Source organism: Sphingopyxis soli (assembly GCF_018682675.1).
Taxonomy (GTDB): domain Bacteria; phylum Pseudomonadota; class Alphaproteobacteria; order Sphingomonadales; family Sphingomonadaceae; genus Sphingopyxis; species Sphingopyxis soli.
This window is the reverse complement of the sequence record NZ_JAFMTR010000063.1, coordinates 127,443-144,508: the sequence shown is the minus strand read 5'-3', so window position 1 is coordinate 144,508 and position 17,066 is coordinate 127,443. Positions and strand designations below refer to the sequence as shown.

The window sequence follows — 17,066 nt, the reverse complement described above, 5'->3', positions numbered from 1 at the left end:
CGGTTCCTGACGGCCGCAGCCGCTTCTATTTTCCGGATGGCTTCTTCTTGCGCGCGTTGGCGATAGCTGCTTCCTGCGCGTCATAGGCGGCGGTGGCGGCGCTGCTCGCCGCTTCCTCGAGCTGCTCGACGCGGGCGCGATCGGCGGCCGACCAGTTTTCGCGGTCGAAGGCGGGGTCGTCGATCGCGTCCCCGGCGGCGTCGGCAGCCGCTGCCGCGGCCTCTGCGACATCGGCCGCAGCAGCATCGGCGGCGGCATCGGCAGCGCCCCAATCCTCACTCGCGTCGACCGCGTCCTCGACCGGCGGGCTGTTCCACGCGTCGCGGTTTTCCTTCAGCGTCTTGACGTCGACCTTCATCAGCCGGGCGAGTTTCGCCAGCTCGGCGTCGCTCATGTCGGCAAGCTGCTTTTCCTTGGGCAACGCCTTGAACTTGCCTTCGATTTCGGGCCCGCGGTCGATGAACTTGCCGACCAGCGGCGGCACCGCCTTGATCATCGCCAGCATCACCTCGGGATCGGCCTGCAGCGCCATCCATTCGGCGCTGTACGCCTTGCCCGTCGGGGTCGCGAAAAAGGCGTTCATCTCGCCGAGCTGCGCGGCAGAGAATTTGCGGGCATAGGCGTGCGCCAGTCCGTTGCGCATCGGCCCTTCCAGATCGGACAGCGCCTCGCTGATCAGCGGCTTGACGACCGTCATGATCTGGTCCTCGCGCTGCTTGCGATAGGGGTCGAACAGGTCGGCGATCGCCGCCTTGCTCTTGTCGTCGAGCGCGGCGATCTTGTCGCTCTCGATGCCGGTCTTGATCGACAGCATCATGTCGGACTGGCCGCCGAATTCGCCGAGCAGGCCCTTGAAGAGCTTGCCATAGAGATTGTCGAGCATCTTCTCGAGGCTGCCCGGCGGGATCAGCGCGGTGGTCGTCGTCTGCGCGAGCGCGAGCTGCGCGGGCGCGACCGGCGGCAGCTTGTCGGTGCCGAAGATCTTCTCGACCAGCTTGATCGCCTCGTCGATCTCCTTCTGCATCTTCGCCTTGGCGTCGGCCATCGCGGTCTCGCTGATCGCCTGATCGTCGGCGGGCGCGACGGCCTCGGCCACCGGCGCTTCCTTGTTCGGCGCAGCGAAAGCCTGCGCCGGCACGATCAGCATGGCGCCGGCGAGCAGCGCGGATTTCCATTTCGACATAAACATGATCCTTCCCCTGTTGGTCATGCTGCCTTCTTTTCGCTTATCGCCTTCGCTTTCAACCACTTTGCCATCTGATCGCTGACGTCGCGGCCGTCGCGGATGCCCCAGACGACCAGGCTGGCGCCGCGCACGATGTCGCCCGCCGCGAAAACGCCCGGCAGGCTGGTCATCATCGTCTGGTGATCGACGCGCAGCGTGCCCCAGCGCGTGACGCTGAGGTCGGGGGCGCCGAACAGGTGCGGCAATTCCTCGGGATCGAAGCCCAGCGCCTTGATCACCATGTCGGCGGGCAGATCGAACTTGCGGCCGGGATCGGGCTCGGGGCTGCGGCGCCCGCTCGCATCGGGCGCGCCGAGGCGCATGCCCTGCACCGCCACCTGCTTGACGCTCTTGTCGGCGGTGAAGCTTTCGGGCGCCGAGAGCCAGACGAACTCGACGCCTTCCTCCTCGGCATTGGCGACCTCGCGCTGCGAACCCGGCATATTCTCGCGGTCGCGGCGATAGAGGCACTTCACCGACTTCGCGCCCTGGCGCACCGCGGTACGGACGCAGTCCATCGCGGTGTCGCCGCCGCCGACGACGACGACATGCTTGCCGTGCGCGTCGAGGCGGCCGTCCTCGAACTCGACGACGGTGTCGCCGAAGCTCTTGCGGTTCGAGGCGATCAGATAGTCGAGCGCGGCGACGACGCCCGCGGCATCGTTGCCCGGTACGTTGATTTCGCGCGCCTTGTACACGCCGGTCGCAACAAGGATCGCGTCATGCTTCTGCCGCAGCTGGTCGAGCGTCGCATCCTTGCCGACCTCGAAGCCAAGGTGGAAATGGATGCCGCCGTCCCGAAGCCGCTCGATGCGGCGCATCACGACATCCTTCTCCAGCTTGAAGCCCGGGATGCCGTAGGTGAGCAGCCCGCCGGCGCGGTCGTGGCGGTCATAGACATGCACCTCGTGCCCCATCGCGCGCAGATATTCGGCGGCGGTCAGTCCCGCCGGACCGGCGCCGATGATGCCCACCGACTGGCCGGTGGGCGTGCCGACGTGCAGCGGCTCGACCCAGCCCTCGGCCCAGGCGGTGTCGGTGATATATTTCTCCACGCTGCCGATCGTGACGGCGCCGTGGCCCGAAAATTCGATCACGCAATTGCCTTCGCACAGGCGATCCTGCGGACAGATGCGGCCGCAGATCTCGGGCATGGTCGAGGTCGCGTTCGACAGCTCATACGCCTCGCGCAGCCGCCCTTCGGCGGTCAGGCGCAGCCAGTCGGGGATATGGTTGTGCAGCGGACAATGCACCGAGCAATAGGGCACGCCGCATTGCGAGCAGCGCGATGCCTGCGCGTCGGCGTCGGGCGCCGCATAGCGCTCGGCGATCTCGCGGAAATCGCGGGCGCGCTCCTCGGCCGACCGCTTGTCAGGGTAGGATTGTTCGCGCCCCACAAACTGGAGCATGCGTTCGGAAGCCATGCAATTTCCCCTTCGTTGCGGGGGCGATGGCATGGCTCCAAACGGCCTGTCACGAAGGAAATGCCGATTAGGTAAGTAATACTGACCTTAAATCGGACGTGATCGGATCGGCTTGAGCTCCCGGCGTAATTATGTTTCGCAAATAATACCGTTCCGGCCCTATCTCGCGGCCAGCCATGCGAGTGCCGCGACCCCGACGATGATTCGATACCAGGCGAAAGGCGCAAAGCCATAGCGGGTCACCACGGCCAGAAAGGCCTTGATCACGGCCCAGGCGACGATGAACGACACGAAAGCGCCGAGCGCGATCAGCCCGACGTCGTTGCTCGTGATCGCATCGTGATGCTTGGCGAGTTGGAGCACCGTCGCGCCGGTCAGCGTCGGCAGCGCGAGAAAGAAGCTGAACTCGGCGGCGGTCTTGCGATCGATGCCGAGTGCCATCGCGCCCATGATCGTGGCGCCCGAGCGGCTGACGCCGGGGATCATCGCGAGGCACTGGACGAGCCCGACGATGATCGACTGGCGCGTCGAGAGCGCCGCGACGCCGCCGCTTTCGTTCGGCTTGGCGAAGCGCTCGACGATCAGGATGCCTATGCCGCCGATGATCAGCGCCCAGGCGACGACGGCGGCATTTTCGAGCAGCGCCTCGATATAGTCGCCGAAGGCGAGCCCGAGCACGACCGCGGGGAGGAAGGCGAGGAGCAGGTTGCGCACAAAGGCGAAGGCGACGGGGTCGCGCCGGAACAGCCCGGCGAGCATGTCCCGGAAAGTTCGCCAGTAAAGCACGACGATCGCCAGGATCGCGCCGGGCTGGATCGCGATGTTGAACACCGCCCACTTCGCTGCGTCATAGCCGAGCAACTCGGTCGCCAGGATCAGGTGCCCCGTCGAGGAAACGGGAAGAAATTCGGTCAGCCCCTCGACAATGCCGAGGATGATCGCGGTCAGCCAGATGCTCATGGGATTCCGTCTTGAAGGTTGCGAATAAACGAAAGGGCGCCCGATCGATGCCGGACGCCCCCTATGTCCTTGGCCGAGCCTAACAGCCCGCGCGCCATTTTCCAGCCGCTATTTCCGGCCGCTCTCAGGCCGTCTGGGCGAAGCGGCCGTGGCGGCGATATTGCACCAGCCAGCCGTCGGCGACCGCGGCGAGCGAGGTCGGAGTGATGCCAAGCTGGCCGAGGCCCGCGGCGCCCGCCGCGACGACATTGTCGCGCTGGAGCATCAGCCACTGGTCCTTTGTGATCGGTGCGCCGGGGGCCCAGCCGAGCCCCGTCGCAAGCGCACCCGAAACCATGTCGGGCAATTCGACGAACAGGCGCTTGCGGCCGGTCGCCGCCGCGATCCACTGCTGCAGGTCGAGCATCGTCAGAACTTGCGGCCCGCCAAGCTCGAACATCTTTCCGGCCGCGTCCTCGCCCAGTGTCGCAAGCACTGCATCGGCGACATCGCCGACATAGACCGGCTGGAACTTCGTCTGCGGCGCGACCACCGGAACGACAGGCAGGAAGCGGATCATCGTGGCGAAGCGGTTGATGAAATTATCCTCGCGGCCGAACAGGATCGAGGGGCGCAGGATCGCGGCGCCGGGGAACGCCTTGCGCACGGCGGCTTCGCCATCGCCCTTGCTGCGGCCATAGGCCGAGGGGCTGTCGCTGTCGGCGCCGATGGCCGAGATATGGACGAGCGCCCGCGCACCCGCGCTCTTGGCGGCCGCTGCCACATGGCGCGCGCCATCGGCCTGCACGGCGACCATGTCGTCGAACGCGCCGACGAGATTGATCACCGCATCGCTTCCCTGCACCGCGCGGGCGACGCTCGCGGCGTCGCGGACGTCGGCGGCGACGAACTGCGTCTGGCCGAGCCCGCCGAGCGGCTTCAGGAACAGCGCCTTGCGCGGCTCGCGCTCGGCAATGCGGACGCGCGCGCCGCGCGCGAGCAACCGCTGGACAACATAGCGGCCAAGGAAGCCGCCGCCGCCCAGCACGGTGATCAATTGTCCGTCGAGCTTTTGCATGATGTCCGCCTGTGTCCGATTCTCTGGGGAGCGCGCCGCGGCGCCGTATCGGTTCCCCATGCCGCGAAGCGCCCGCCGGAGCAAGGGGGCAGGGGGCGCGGCACGACGCGAAACCGCGGCTTGGCGAATAAAATTGCGCACCGCGCGCTCGCGCGGTTGACAAGCCGGTCACGCCACCGCTAAGCGCCCGCTCCTACCCCGTGCCCAGATGGCGGAATTGGTAGACGCACCAGCTTCAGGTGCTGGCGATCGCAAGGTCGTGGAGGTTCGAGTCCTCTTCTGGGCACCATCTGTTCTCCTCGGAATGTCCGAGGACGTCCAGTAAGCGGCTGGTTTCTCACCGCTTTTTCGATGAGACTCGCTGAGTGGAATCCAGGCTGATCCAGCCGGAACCATCAGCGTACCATCAGCTTTGATGGTGTTTTTGATGGTTTCGGTCAGCCTATCGAAGGTGAAACCATCATGTCGCTTACCCACATCCAGATTTCGAACGCTAAGCCCAAGGAAAAAGCCTATAAAATGGCTGACGCCGACGCCCTGTACCTCGTGGTCAGGCCGAGCGGCGCAAAAGTCTGGCGAATGAACTATCGCTATCTCGAACGGCAAAAGACGCTGTATTTCGGGTCGTGGCCCGATGTCGGCATCGCGTCCGCTCGGGAACTTCGCGACGAGGCGCGCAAGAAGCTTGTCGCCGGGCTTGATCCCGCAGCGGAGAAGAAGGTCGCGCGGATCACCCAGAAGATCGCGCAGGACAATACGTTCAAGGCGATCGCCGAGGAATGGCTGGTGAAAATCGAACGAGAAGAGCGCGCGCCAGTCACGCTTCGGAAGGTGCGATGGCTCCTCGACATCGCCGAACCGATGATCGGCAGTCGCCCGATATCGAAACTCACCGCGCAGGAAATCCTGGCCGTTCTCCGTAAAGTCGAGGCGAACGGCCGATATGAAAGCGCGCGGCGCATGCGGAGCGTGATTAGCCGAGTGTTCCGCTACGCCATTGCGACCGCAAGGGCCGACCGCGATCTGGCGGCCGATCTCCGTGGTGCGCTGATCACTCCGAAGGTGAAGCACCACGCCGCCATCACGGCCCCGAAGGAAGTCGGCGCGCTGCTCCGCGCGATCGATGGCTACGCTGGTCACGAGCTCACCGCGGTCGCGCTTCGATTGACGCCGCATCTTTTCGTCAGACCGGGCGAACTGCGCCAGGCAGAATGGGCGGAGATTGATTCCCATGATGCCGTCTGGTCGATCCCGGCAGAAAAGATGAAAATGCGCCGCTCGCTTTGCGTCCCCCTGTCACGGCAAGTTCTTGCGATGCTCGAAGAGCTCCACGCCCTTACCGGCCATGGGAGATACCTCTTTCCGTCCTTTCGGACGCCCCGCCGTTGCATGTCGGAGAATACTGTCAGCGCCGCGCTTCGGCGGCTGGGCTACAGCCGTGAGGAGATGACGGCTCATGGATTCCGCGCGACGGCCGCCACTCTCCTCAATCAGATGGGAATGTGGCACCCGGATGCGATCGAAAGGCAACTGGCACATCTCGATGCCAATGCGACGCGCCGGGTCTACACCCGCGGCGAATATTGGGACGAACGTGTTCGCATGATGCAGCATTGGTCCGATTATCTCGACGAGCTGCGCGATGGGGCGCAAATTCTGCGCCCCGCCTTCGGCAAGAGTGCGACCTCGACCGCCTAGCGGCCGATCAGGGCCTTGAGGCTCGTATAGAGGACCAGCGTGGACCGGCCGACTTTGACGACCTCAAGGTCGCCGGACACGATCAACTCGTAGATTCTTGACCGACTGAGCCCTGTCAGTTCGACTGCGGTCGGAATCCGCACGGTCAATGGCTCCATGAAGACGATTTCGGACCGTGACAAATCGAGATCCTGCATTTTCCTTGTCCTCGGGATGGATCAATGTCGCGAGCGCGGTTCCAACGCAGCATTCGCCATCGCAAGCGTGCCGGTTGCTACGCCACCTCACAATAATCAGGGCAGGATCGTGCCGTTGAGCGGTGTCGCCGCGCCGCGTGACTTCGTCACCAGGTGGCCGCGAAAAGCACGGCAGGAGAGAGGGGGAGCTTGAGCGAAGTCTGATCTGATTGCGAGAATTCCAATGTCTGTTGTCCTTTCGACTCTCCATGATTCCGAATTGGAGGCTGCCGGGGCCGCACTGGTCAGGGGCCTTGGCGGTTTCTGGCAGGGGTCGACTGGAATGTGTCGCTGCCCAGCCCACGATGACCGAACGCCGAGCCTATCGGTTCGCGTTGGCGACACCCGACTCTTGTTCAAATGCTTTGCCGGCTGCGACACGCGCGACGTGCTGCGCGCCATTCGGCGGCTCGATCCGAATGCCTTGGGCGCAAAGGGCAATGGAATCGCCAAGCAGTTCAAGCTCGACCGATGGCTGCAAAAGCGCGCCTTCGATCTTTGGAGGGTCGGACGGCCGATAAATTGGACTATCGCCGAGACCTACCTACGCAATCGGTCGATTCACATCGCGCTCGACTCTTTGCGCTTCTGCGACCGAACTCCGCTCGGCAAGGGCAAGGCGGCACGGTTTCGCCCGGCGATGCTCGCCGCCGTTACCGACGATTCCGGTCTGCTCGCCGTCCAGAGGACCTTTCTCGATGCCCGCGGGCGGCGTGCACGCGACCTTCGCCATCCTCGACGCCTGCTAGGCAACCCCTGCGCCGGTGCTGTTCGGCTCGCTTCCGCCACCGAGACGCTTGGGATTGCCGAAGGTGTCGAGACAGCGGTTTCGGCGATGATTCTGCTCGGCATCCCGGTCTGGGCGACGCTCGGCAATGAACGCCTCCCCCATGTTGCCATCCCGAAATCCGTGAACCGCCTCATCCTGCTCCCCGACAATGACAATGCGGGACGCTTGGCCGTGCCGCTTGCAACCGAGGCCTATACGGCACCCGGGCGGCAGATCGGCACGATCTGGCCGTGGCACGGGCGGAACGACTGGAACGATGTCCTACGGGAAGGAGGGAAGGGGGTGGGGGACTGGCGGCGCCGAGTGGCCTGATGGTCGGGCCTCCGCCGCCAGGAGACGGACTATGACATATCCGATCGTATACGCGCTTGCGCGTAACTGCGTCGCTTCCCCGCTGAATGTCCGAACGGAAAGCGACTCCGACGCCGACGCCGAACTGGAAGCGATGATCGGCCAAGCCGGCTTCGTGCTCCAGAACCTGATTGGCACCGCAATAAAACGCAAGAAGGACAGCTACAGCATTTTCGGCGGCGGCCGGCGTCTCGCGCGGGTTCATGCCCTGATCGAAAAGGGCCAGCTTCCCGAAGACTTCTGCGTGCCGGTTATGGTGATGCCGGACGCGAAAAACGCCATCGAGCTCAGCCTCGCTGAAAACCAGAAGCTGCCGATGACCGCCGCCGATGAATGCACGGCCTTCAAGAATATGATCGAGAAGGAAGGCAAAACCCCCGCGCAGGTTGCCGCGCGGTTCGGCAAGACCGAGCGTTTCGTGCTCGGGCGCGTTCGTCTCGCCGATCTTCACGAGACGATCTTCGAGGCGCTCCGCAAGGGCGACATCACGCTCGAGGTCGCCAAGGCCTATGGCAGCACGTCCGACACCGTTCGTCAGGCCCGTGTGTTCGAGCAGTATCAGGACAGCTATTACGGGGACGACGTCTACACCATCCGGCGCGAGCTCGCCTCCGGCAGCTATCGCGGCGGTGACCCCAAGGCGCTGCTTGTCGGCCGCGAAGCTTATCTCGAAGCGGGCGGACGGATCGACTCCGACCTCTTCTCCGACAGCGCGTCCGAAAACTGGATCGACGGTGACATACTCGACCGGCTGACGGATGAAAAACTCGCGGTCGAAGCCGAGGCTATCCGCGAACGTGAGGGTTTTGGCGAAATCCGTGCGCTGCCGACGACGCGCGTCTCCTACATCGAGCTTGACGGTCTGAGCCCGGTTCGCGGAGAGATTCCGCCACCCACGGCAGAGGATGAAGCGCGCTGCGCCGAGATCGAGGCCGAAATGACCATCATCGGCGAAGCCGCGAACGAAAGCGACGACGGCATCACCGATGATGACGAACAGCGTTATCGCGATCTGGAATCCGAACTCCGTGAAATCCAGAATCGTCCGCCGGTGTTGTCCGATGACCAGAAGGCCTCGGCGCTCGCCTTCGTCGTCCTCGGTGAGGATGGCCAGCCCCGGGTTCATCATCAGGTCTACCGAACCCCCGAAGCGATGAGCGAAACCGATGACTCGGACGATGACCGCGACGATGCGGCTCCTGGCGGAGCATCAGGCAAACCCGCGATCAGCCAGCGGCTTGCTGACGAACTCGCAACGATGAAGGCGGAACTGCTCCGCGTCCATGTCGCCAGCGACCCGCGGTTCGCGCTCGATCTCGGGACGTTCGTGATGGTCGATGCCGCGCAGCGGCGTTACGGGGCGAGCGATCTCGCGAGCGAACTGAGGGCCGATGCGGCGCCGTCGCGCGTCATCGGGTTCGAGAGCGGCACGACGGCGGCCGAGGAATGGGCTAAGCTCGAAGCCGGACTCGATCGGAGCTGGATCGACCCCGATGCCGGTGTCACTGGCCGCTACGATGCCTTCTGTGCGCTTGGTGAGGAAGCACGCGCGGCATGGCTGGGTTGGGCGATCGCCCGTACGATCCACGCCGTGCCCGCCAAGACGACCGGCAGCGATTTCGTCGACCATCTCGGCTGCAAGCTCGGGATCGATGTCGCCGCCTGGTGGCGACCGACCGCGAAGAATTACTTCAAGCGGCTCACCAAGACGACGATCCTCGACCTGTTCGCGGAAATTGGCGGCAGCGAACTCGGCCAACGCTATGGCGCGTCAAAGAAGGATCTCCTTGCATCCTCGGCCGAACAGCTCTTCGCGGGCAACATCATCGTGGAAGCCGACGTCAAGGAAAAGGCGCTCGCCTGGCTTCCCGACGCGATGCGCTTCGAGCATCCCGTCGCTGCGCTGGCGAACGACGATGCCGACCTGGAGCCTGCTGATGCCGCCGAAATAACGTTCGACGACGAAGCGGTCGGTGATGGCGACGAGGACGAACCGATCGCCGACGCGGCCTGACCCGGCAAAGCCGACCTCGATTGGGGCCGTGACCACGCGTCGCGGCCCCTTTTTCATGCCGCCTTCCACCCTGGAGGAGAGGGGGGAGGGCTGTGTGCGGCGGGGGCAGGTGCCCCGGAGCCCGTTCAGGAGATCTTCCATGACCCTTCCGCTTCTCAATCTCGCCGAGACCCCTGATTCCAGCGCCCGGGAAAAGGCCGAGCGTCTTCACGGCGTAGCGCGGGCTCTGCAATCCCGGCTCGCCGACCCGCATTCGGTCACCCGTTCGCTGCTCAAAGGGCTCATGTCGGAGGCGTTCGGCGGATCCGATGCCGACGGACACTGGTCGATGCGCGACGCCTATGATGCGCTCGAAGCGGCGCAGGCTTCGAACATGTTGTCGCTCGGTGAAGACCAGAACCCGGACTGCCCGCCCGAAGATGCCTTCGCAGCCATTCTTGCATTCGAGAAGGCGCTACCAACGCAGACCTATCGCAGCGAGCATCAAGTCGAGATGCAACAGTTCAGCACGCCAGACGCGCTGGGCTGGCTAGCGACACGTGCAGCGGCGATTACGGCCGACGACCATGTGCTCGAACCGTCGGCGGGCATCGGCATGCTCGCCGCCCGCGCGATCGCCACGGGCGCCTCCGTAACGCTCAACGAACGCGATGCCTGCCGCGCCGCACTGCTCGCTCTCGTGACGAACAGCGACGTCACCACACACGATGCCGAATTCATTCACGACCGGCTGCCGCCGGATGTCCGTCCGACCGTCGTCCTGATCAATCCGCCCTTCAGCCGTAGCGAAGGCCGCGGCGAGGATCGCCATGCCGGCGCTCGCCACCTTCGCTCCGCGCTCCTCCGTCTTGCCGACGGCGGACGCTGCGTTGCGATTATGTCGCCGGGATTCGCGCACGACGGCAGCGGTGCCCGCGGCTATGTCTCGGTCGCCGAGATCGGACGTCCGCGCGTTGAGATCACCATTCTCGGCCGCCCGTACGTCAAGCATGGCACCGGCATCGCCGTTCGGCTGATCGTCTTCGACAAGGGCTGGATCGGCGAGACCGAACGCCACACCGTCGACTCGATCGAGGCGGCGCTGCCCATCGTGCTCGCGCTCCCGCCGCGATTGGGATCGTCCGATGAGCCGCCCCCGGCCACCCCGGCGGTGATCCCGTTCCGTCCGGCGCTCAAATCCGGATCGGCATCGCTCTTTTCCGGGCTCGCGAGCCCCAAGGTCATCGCGCCGTCGCGGATCGCCGCGAAGGACGATCGCGCCGAGCCGCTTGCTTACTCGGTTCGCGACGCGCCGCTTCCGGTCGGCGATCCGGTCGGCATCTACGCTCCCTGGCGGCTTGCGCGCATCGATATACCGGGCGCGACGCCGCATCCGGACAATCTCGTGGAATCGCTTGCCATGGCGTCGGTGCTGCCGCCGATCCCGCGATATCGGCCGCTCTTCCAGAAGCGGGCAAGCAGCGCGCTGTCCGACGCCCAACTCGAAGCGATCATCTATGCTGGCGATGCCTTCTCGCGCGACCTGCCGGGCCGATTCGTGCCCAACGAGGCGGGCGACCAACTCCGCGAGGATGCCGACGGGCACGCCTATCGCATGGGTTTCTTCATCGGCGACGGCACCGGCGTCGGCAAGGGCCGCGAGGGCGCCGCTATCATCCGCGACCAGTGGAACTGCGGCAACCGCCGCGCCGTCTGGATATCGAAGGGCGCGACGCTCCTTGAAGACGCGCGCCGCGACTGGACCGCGCTCGGCGGCCTTCCGATCGACATCCAGCCGCTCGATGCCTTTCCGCTTGGGCAGTCGATCGGCATGGCGAGCGGCATCCTCTTCCTCACCTATGCGACGCTCCGCTCGCAGCGTCACGATCAATGCTCACGTCTCCAGCAGATCCTCCAATGGGCGGAAGGCACTTTCGAGGGCGTGATCCTGTTCGACGAATCCCATTCGATGGGCAATGCGGCGGGCACCAAAGACGAATATCGCCAGGCCAAGGGGTCTGAACAGGGATTGGCCGGAGTGCGCCTGCAGAACGCACTGCCGCGCGCCCGGGTGGTCTATGAATCGGCCACCGGCGCCACCAAGCCCGAGAATCTGAGTTATGCCTCGCGGCTCGGGCTTTGGGGGCCCGACACGGCCTTCGTGAACCGCGACGCTTTTCTCGCTGCGATGACCGACGGCGGTATCGCGGCGATGGAAATCGTCGCCCGCGACCTCAAGTCCATGGGTCTCTACACGGCGCGTGCGCTCAGTTTCGCCGGCGTAGAATATGACCCGCTCGAGCATCGGCTGACGCCCGACCAGATAGAGATCTACGATGCCTATGCCGACGCCTGGGCGATCGTTCACCAGAACCTCGACGAGGTGCTGAAGGCGTCGAACATTGTCGACCGCATGTCGGGCGAGACGATGAATGCCATGGCCAAGGGATCGGCGCTCAGCCGGTTCGAGAGCGCCAAGCAGCGCTTCTTCTCCCAAGTGCTGATCGCGATGAAAATGCCGACCGTCGTTCGTTCGATCGAGGAGGAGCTGGCAGCAGGCCATGTCGCCGTCGTGCAATTGACCAGCACGGCCGAGGCGATCCTCGAGCGCCGCCTTGCGGGCCTTTCGCCTGACGAACGCGCCAACCTCGCGATCGACGTCTCGCCGCTCGATACGCTGATCGATTATCTGAAGACAGCCTTCCCGACGCGTCAGATGCGCGCCTTTCGCTCATCCGACGGAGCATTGCGCTCCGAGCCGATGCACGATGGCGACGGCAATGCTGTCCTCTGCCAGGAAGCGGTCGAGGCGCGCGATAATCTGGTCGAAAGCCTCTGTTCGATGCCGCCGGTCCCGGCCGCGCTCGACTTCCTTATCGCGCATTTCGGAACCGACGCGGTCGCAGAAGTCACTGGCCGCAGCCGTCGCGTTGTCATTGACGGGCAAGGCCGACAGAAGCTCGAGCGCCGCAGCGCCAGTTCCAATATCGCCGAGACCGACGCCTTCATGTCAGGACGCAAGCCGATCCTCGTCTTCTCGGAAGCGGGCGGCACCGGGCGCTCCTATCACGCCGACCTGGATTGTCCGACCGCGAACAAGCGGCGCATCCATTTCCTGCTCGAACCGGGCTGGCGCGCCGACATCGCGATCCAGGGTCTCGGCCGCACGCATCGGACGTACCAGTGGAAGCCGCCGGTGTTCCGGCCGGTCACGACTACCTGCAAGGGCGAACGCCGCTTCATCAGCACCATCGCGCGCCGTCTCGATACCCTCGGCGCGCTCACGCGCGGCCAGCGTCAGACCGGCGGCCAGAATCTATTCGACCCCGCGGATAATCTCGAAAGCAGCTATGCTCGCGAAGCGCTGACCCAATGGTATCATCTGCTCCATGCCGGCAAGCTCGCGAGCATCGGTCTCGAGAAGTTCCAGATTATCACGGGCCTGAAGCTCGTCGACGAGAATGGAACCCTGCTCGACAAGCTGCCGCCGATCCAGCGCTGGCTGAACCGCATCCTCGCGCTACGCATCGCGACCCAGGATGCCATTTTCGAGGAATATATGGGGCTCATCCAGGCCCGCGTCGACGCCGCTCGCGAGGCCGGCACGCTTGATCTTGGCGTCGAGGCGATCCGCGCCGAGCGTATCGTCGAGCTCTCGCAGCAGGTGCTGAGGGAGGATCCGGTATCCGGCGCCGAGACCCGGCTGCTCCGCCTCGAGCTTCACCTCAAACCGCGCGTCACGGGGTGGGCGCGCCTTGACAAGATCTGGGGCGGTTCCGCGGATGGCCGGTCTCTGCGGAACAGCCGTTCCGGGCGCGTCGCCCTTTGCGTTCCGTCCTGGTCGATCACCGACGACGACGGGAGGCCCGTCAAGATGATGGAGCTTGTCCGCCCGACAGGTTCGAACCGCATCCAGCTTGCAGGGCTCGCGCACACGCACTGGGAGGAGATCGACCGCAAGAGCTTCCAGAGCTTCTGGGAAGCCGAAGTGACCGAGGCGCTCGACAAGGTCGATATCGAGACGATCAGTGTCGCAACGGGTCTCCTGCTCCCCGTCTGGAACAAACTGCCGCAGGACGACGTTCGTGTCTGGCGGATCGACGACGCGGCGGGGACGTCGATCCTCGGCCGCATCGTCATGCCCGGGGCGATCGAGAAGCTGCAATCGGCTTTCGGCCTCACTTCCTCGATCATGCTCACGCCTGGCGAACTGATCGAGGCTGCCCGGCATGGCGACGGCGCCTTGATCCCTGGGCTGCACGGCGCACGTCTCGTGTCGGCGATGGTGAACGACAGCCGCCGGATCGAGATCCGGGACTTCCGGCCTCAGGACCGCGAATGGCTGAAAGCGCGCGGCGCGTTCAGCGAGGTGATTGCATACAAGACCCGGCTCTTCCTCCCGGCGGGAAAGGCCGATGAAATCCTGAGCACCATCATCGCCGAGCCGCCACAGTGAAATCGAACCTCTCATAGGGAGAGGGTCATGTCGCGGGCCTATGGGCAGGTCGACCGGCAGTTCGTCGACGGTTTCGACACCGCGATGCCCGTGCTGGAAGCCGGGCGAGCATGCCGCCCGCGACCTTGCCGACCGATTGCACCATATTCGAGCTTCTCGACGAGGGGGGACTTGCTGAACTTGGCTCGTCAAACGCGGAACCTACGCGCCTCCATGCTCGCCCCGCGAAAGCAATTCTCCGGAGGAGGGAAGGGGGTGGAGCGGGGAGTGGCGGCGGAATTGTCTGCCGACCACCAAGAAGATGGAGGTTCCCATGGCAGACCGGGCATCCGCCATGATCCGGATCGGCGGCACGATTTCTCGCAATCTGATACCCGCGCTTCTCGAAGCTATCGAATGCGATGGCGGGAAAGCCGATTGGGAAGGGAATTCGATCGAGTTTTCCCATATTGCCGACGGGCATATCCTGGAGGTTTGTGCCTATGAACTGATCGGCGGTCAGTTCGAATGTGTCGAAGCCTTCTGCTGCAATCACGGCATCGCCTTCGTTCGGCGCTCGGACGCGTGTTCCGGCGCATTCGGACCCGAGCGCGCGGTTCATACGGGCGATCGGGCGCCCCGACACTACGAGGTAAATGACGCTGACCAGATCGTCCTCAATCAACGAGAGCTGAACGACCTTGGTTCGATCGCTGCGGCGAACGCCTGGTTTCAAGCGGGCGATTTCGCTCTGCCGCCCTTGTCCATCGGAACCCGCGAAAGCCCGTCCTTGTGCCGGGAGAATGGCGATGGCTGAACATTATCTCGAGGCAAGCTTCAGCTTCGCCTGCACAGATGCCGAGCTGGCGCTGCTCAAGGAGATATTCGGGGCGGCCAGCGACATGATGAGCGGTATCGTCGCACCGGCGCCAAGCCCGAAAATCCTCGAACTCTTTCCTCCTGAAGACGAAGATGATCTGTGGAGCGGCCTTGGCACGATATTCTGCGATGCGTATTTTCCCGATTTCGGTGCCCGTTTCGAGGCGGGAACTGCGTCGATCGACGGGGTCGGTCAGATCGCGCATATCTATGGCACGCCAACCTTCCAGCCCGACCCGGTCGCAACGGTCATCCATCGGTGCTGCGCCGAATCCCTTCTTCGCGCCGCTATCGGTTTCGAATGGTCGGAAAGCTGCTCCAAACCTCGCGAGGGCGAGTTTGGCGGCGGCTGGTGCGCCATCTTCGCGGATCGCATCGAGATGCATTCGACAAGCGAGGCCTTGTCGGCGGCGCTCGGGCAGTCCGCGCCGAGCGACCCGCCTCACCTGGAACGTGATGCCTGGACCGAGTATCCAGCCCACCCGCTCGCGGATTGGAAATACCAGATCGCGAACGACGACACACGCCTTGGCTATCGGGACTGGATTGCGGCGCGCGTGCTTGGCGAGCCGCACGATACTGCCGGGGACACCGACGCGACCTCGCCTGTCCCGGAGGCGCCCGGACTCTACCTGCATCTCTATCACGGCCGCAAGGATCCCGACGAAAATCTTGAAGACTGGGGGAGCGAAGGACCGGTGATCGGCCCGCTCGCCTATGTGCACACGACCTATATGTGCGACGTCAAGTTCGCGGCGGCTCCCGATGTCATGGACCGATTCTTCCCGGCGGTCATGGCCGAATGGTGCGCACGCGGATTGTCCAACGTCGCGGGTCCGCTCTGTGATTGGCGCCTGACCATCTTCGACGACTATGTCGAATATGACGGCATCTACTATGGCGACTGGACCGTGTTCGCCGCCACGCCCAGTGAGGTCGATGAGCGGTTCGCCAAGGTGGCGAAGGCGGCGTGATGGCGCACATCGTCAAAGGCTAGGCCCTCTGCCAGAAACCGGGCTGCACAATGTCCCGGCACCGCGATCCCATTCTCGAGGTTGTCTGCCCCAACTGCCACGCCGCGGTAGGTGTCGGCTGCCGCCGGCCGAGTGGGCATAGCGGGCCATTCGTCGAATTTCACACCTCGCGCGACATCCTCGCTGACCGCGAGGGCAAGTATGGACCGTGCCCGCTCGGGCTCTGCGGTCTCGGCTGCGTTTCGCCTCAACTGGGCCTGCCGCTGTTCGATTGAACCGCGGCGCCGCCAATCGGAGAGGTTTCCGCAATGCCCGAAATCATCCCCATCACCGTCTATCAGTTCGACGAACTGGACGAGCGCGCTAAGGACAAGGCGCGCGACTGGTATCGTCAGGGCGCCTTCGACCATGACTGGTACGACTTCGTCTTCAGCGACTTCGAGGCGATCTGCGACATCCTCGGTATCACGCTTCGCACCAACCCGGTTTCCCATGTCGGAGGCACAAAGCGCGAAGAGCCGCAGATATTCTTCACGGGCTTTGCCAGCCAGGGAGACGGCGCCAGCTTTGCCGGCAGCTACGCCTATCGGCCCAGATCATCGAAAGCCATCCGGGTCTACGCGCCGCAGGATGCCAGGCTTCACCAGATCGCCGATGCGCTTCGCTACATCCAGCGCCAGCATTTCTACCGGCTCAGCGCCGATATTCGCCACCGCGGTCGCTATTACCATGAATATTGCATGGACATCGCGGTCGAGCGCGAAGGGATCGCCTTCGGTTCCCCCGCGGAAGAAACCATCATCGAAGCACTGCGCGACCTTGCCCGCTGGCTCTATCGGCGCCTCGAAAGCGAATTCGAGTATCTGACGTCCGAGCAGGCCGTAGATGAGGCGATAACCGCCAACGGATACACCTTCGTGGAGAATGGCAAGCCGTTCGGCTGACCACGTCTTTCCTTGCCTCGCTGATGGGCGTCGATGGCAAGACGGTCACGTTCTGCACCGCCTGAGGGCTGCTCAAGGCGAACCGGCGCGGTACCGACCA

At 64.3% G+C, this 17,066-nt stretch carries 13 protein-coding genes and 1 tRNA gene; 9 read left to right on the top strand and 5 right to left on the bottom strand.

Annotation, left to right across the window (positions count from 1 at the left end):
- Positions 1 to 25 precede the first annotated feature (25 nt).
- From J1N50_RS10595 to J1N50_RS10580, 4 genes are all read right to left on the bottom strand, one after another.
- Positions 26 to 1,183 carry a DUF2059 domain-containing protein gene (locus tag J1N50_RS10595; RefSeq protein WP_246553353.1) on the bottom strand — a complete coding sequence of 386 codons (1,158 nt, stop codon included), beginning with the start codon at positions 1,181 to 1,183 and terminating at the stop codon, positions 26 to 28.
- Positions 1,184 to 1,206: 23 nt separating this feature from the next.
- A complete protein-coding gene (locus tag J1N50_RS10590) occupies positions 1,207 to 2,649 on the bottom strand; it encodes an NAD(P)-dependent oxidoreductase (protein ID WP_215353427.1) in 1,443 nt (480 codons plus the stop codon).
- A gap of 159 nt (positions 2,650 to 2,808) precedes the next feature.
- Positions 2,809 to 3,609 (bottom strand): undecaprenyl-diphosphate phosphatase, encoded by an 801-nt coding sequence (locus J1N50_RS10585; protein ID WP_215353426.1) that lies wholly within the window; start codon positions 3,607 to 3,609, stop codon positions 2,809 to 2,811.
- A 124-nt stretch (positions 3,610 to 3,733) separates the two neighbouring features.
- Positions 3,734 to 4,666 carry a complex I NDUFA9 subunit family protein gene (locus tag J1N50_RS10580; protein ID WP_215353425.1) on the bottom strand — a complete coding sequence of 311 codons (933 nt, stop codon included), beginning with the start codon at positions 4,664 to 4,666 and terminating at the stop codon, positions 3,734 to 3,736.
- Between the two features lie 202 nt (positions 4,667 to 4,868).
- On the opposite strand from J1N50_RS10580, the gene J1N50_RS10575 reads away from it, so the two are divergent.
- Positions 4,869 to 4,955, top strand: a tRNA-Leu gene (locus tag J1N50_RS10575).
- 173 nt (positions 4,956 to 5,128) lie between these two features.
- Positions 5,129 to 6,364, top strand: coding sequence for a tyrosine-type recombinase/integrase (locus J1N50_RS10570; protein ID WP_054588751.1), 1,236 nt, complete (start codon positions 5,129 to 5,131; stop codon positions 6,362 to 6,364).
- Here the strand turns inward: J1N50_RS10570 and J1N50_RS10565 are convergent.
- The gene (locus tag J1N50_RS10565) at positions 6,361 to 6,561 is read right to left on the bottom strand and encodes a MerR family transcriptional regulator (RefSeq protein WP_054588750.1); all 201 of its coding nucleotides are present in this window, start codon (positions 6,559 to 6,561) and stop codon (positions 6,361 to 6,363) included. The two genes, J1N50_RS10570 and J1N50_RS10565, sit on opposite strands and share 4 nt — an antisense overlap.
- 391 nt (positions 6,562 to 6,952) lie before the next feature.
- On the opposite strand from J1N50_RS10565, the gene J1N50_RS10560 reads away from it, so the two are divergent.
- The 7 genes from J1N50_RS10560 (at position 6,953) to J1N50_RS10535 (ending at position 16,966) form a co-directional block, all read left to right on the top strand.
- The gene (locus J1N50_RS10560) at positions 6,953 to 7,702 is read left to right on the top strand and encodes a DUF7146 domain-containing protein (protein ID WP_246553350.1); all 750 of its coding nucleotides are present in this window, start codon (positions 6,953 to 6,955) and stop codon (positions 7,700 to 7,702) included.
- Positions 7,703 to 7,733: 31 nt separating this feature from the next.
- The gene (locus J1N50_RS10555; RefSeq protein WP_054588748.1) at positions 7,734 to 9,755 is read left to right on the top strand and encodes a ParB/RepB/Spo0J family partition protein; all 2,022 of its coding nucleotides are present in this window, start codon (positions 7,734 to 7,736) and stop codon (positions 9,753 to 9,755) included.
- 139 nt (positions 9,756 to 9,894) lie between these two features.
- Positions 9,895 to 14,190 carry a strawberry notch-like NTP hydrolase domain-containing protein gene (locus J1N50_RS10550; RefSeq protein WP_058804206.1) on the top strand — a complete coding sequence of 1,432 codons (4,296 nt, stop codon included), beginning with the start codon at positions 9,895 to 9,897 and terminating at the stop codon, positions 14,188 to 14,190.
- Between the two features lie 313 nt (positions 14,191 to 14,503).
- On the top strand, positions 14,504 to 14,986 hold the full coding sequence (locus tag J1N50_RS10545; RefSeq protein WP_054588746.1) for a hypothetical protein: 483 nt from the start codon (positions 14,504 to 14,506) through the stop codon (positions 14,984 to 14,986).
- The gene (locus J1N50_RS10540) at positions 14,979 to 16,022 is read left to right on the top strand and encodes a hypothetical protein (protein WP_054588745.1); all 1,044 of its coding nucleotides are present in this window, start codon (positions 14,979 to 14,981) and stop codon (positions 16,020 to 16,022) included. The genes J1N50_RS10545 and J1N50_RS10540 overlap by 8 nt, the downstream gene beginning before the upstream one ends.
- 50 nt (positions 16,023 to 16,072) lie before the next feature.
- The gene (locus tag J1N50_RS18085; protein WP_420496811.1) at positions 16,073 to 16,297 is read left to right on the top strand and encodes a zinc finger domain-containing protein; all 225 of its coding nucleotides are present in this window, start codon (positions 16,073 to 16,075) and stop codon (positions 16,295 to 16,297) included.
- A gap of 33 nt (positions 16,298 to 16,330) precedes the next feature.
- Positions 16,331 to 16,966, top strand: a complete 636-nt coding sequence (locus J1N50_RS10535; RefSeq protein ID WP_054588744.1) for a hypothetical protein — start codon at positions 16,331 to 16,333, stop codon at positions 16,964 to 16,966.
- The last annotated feature ends 100 nt before the right edge of the window (positions 16,967 to 17,066 follow it).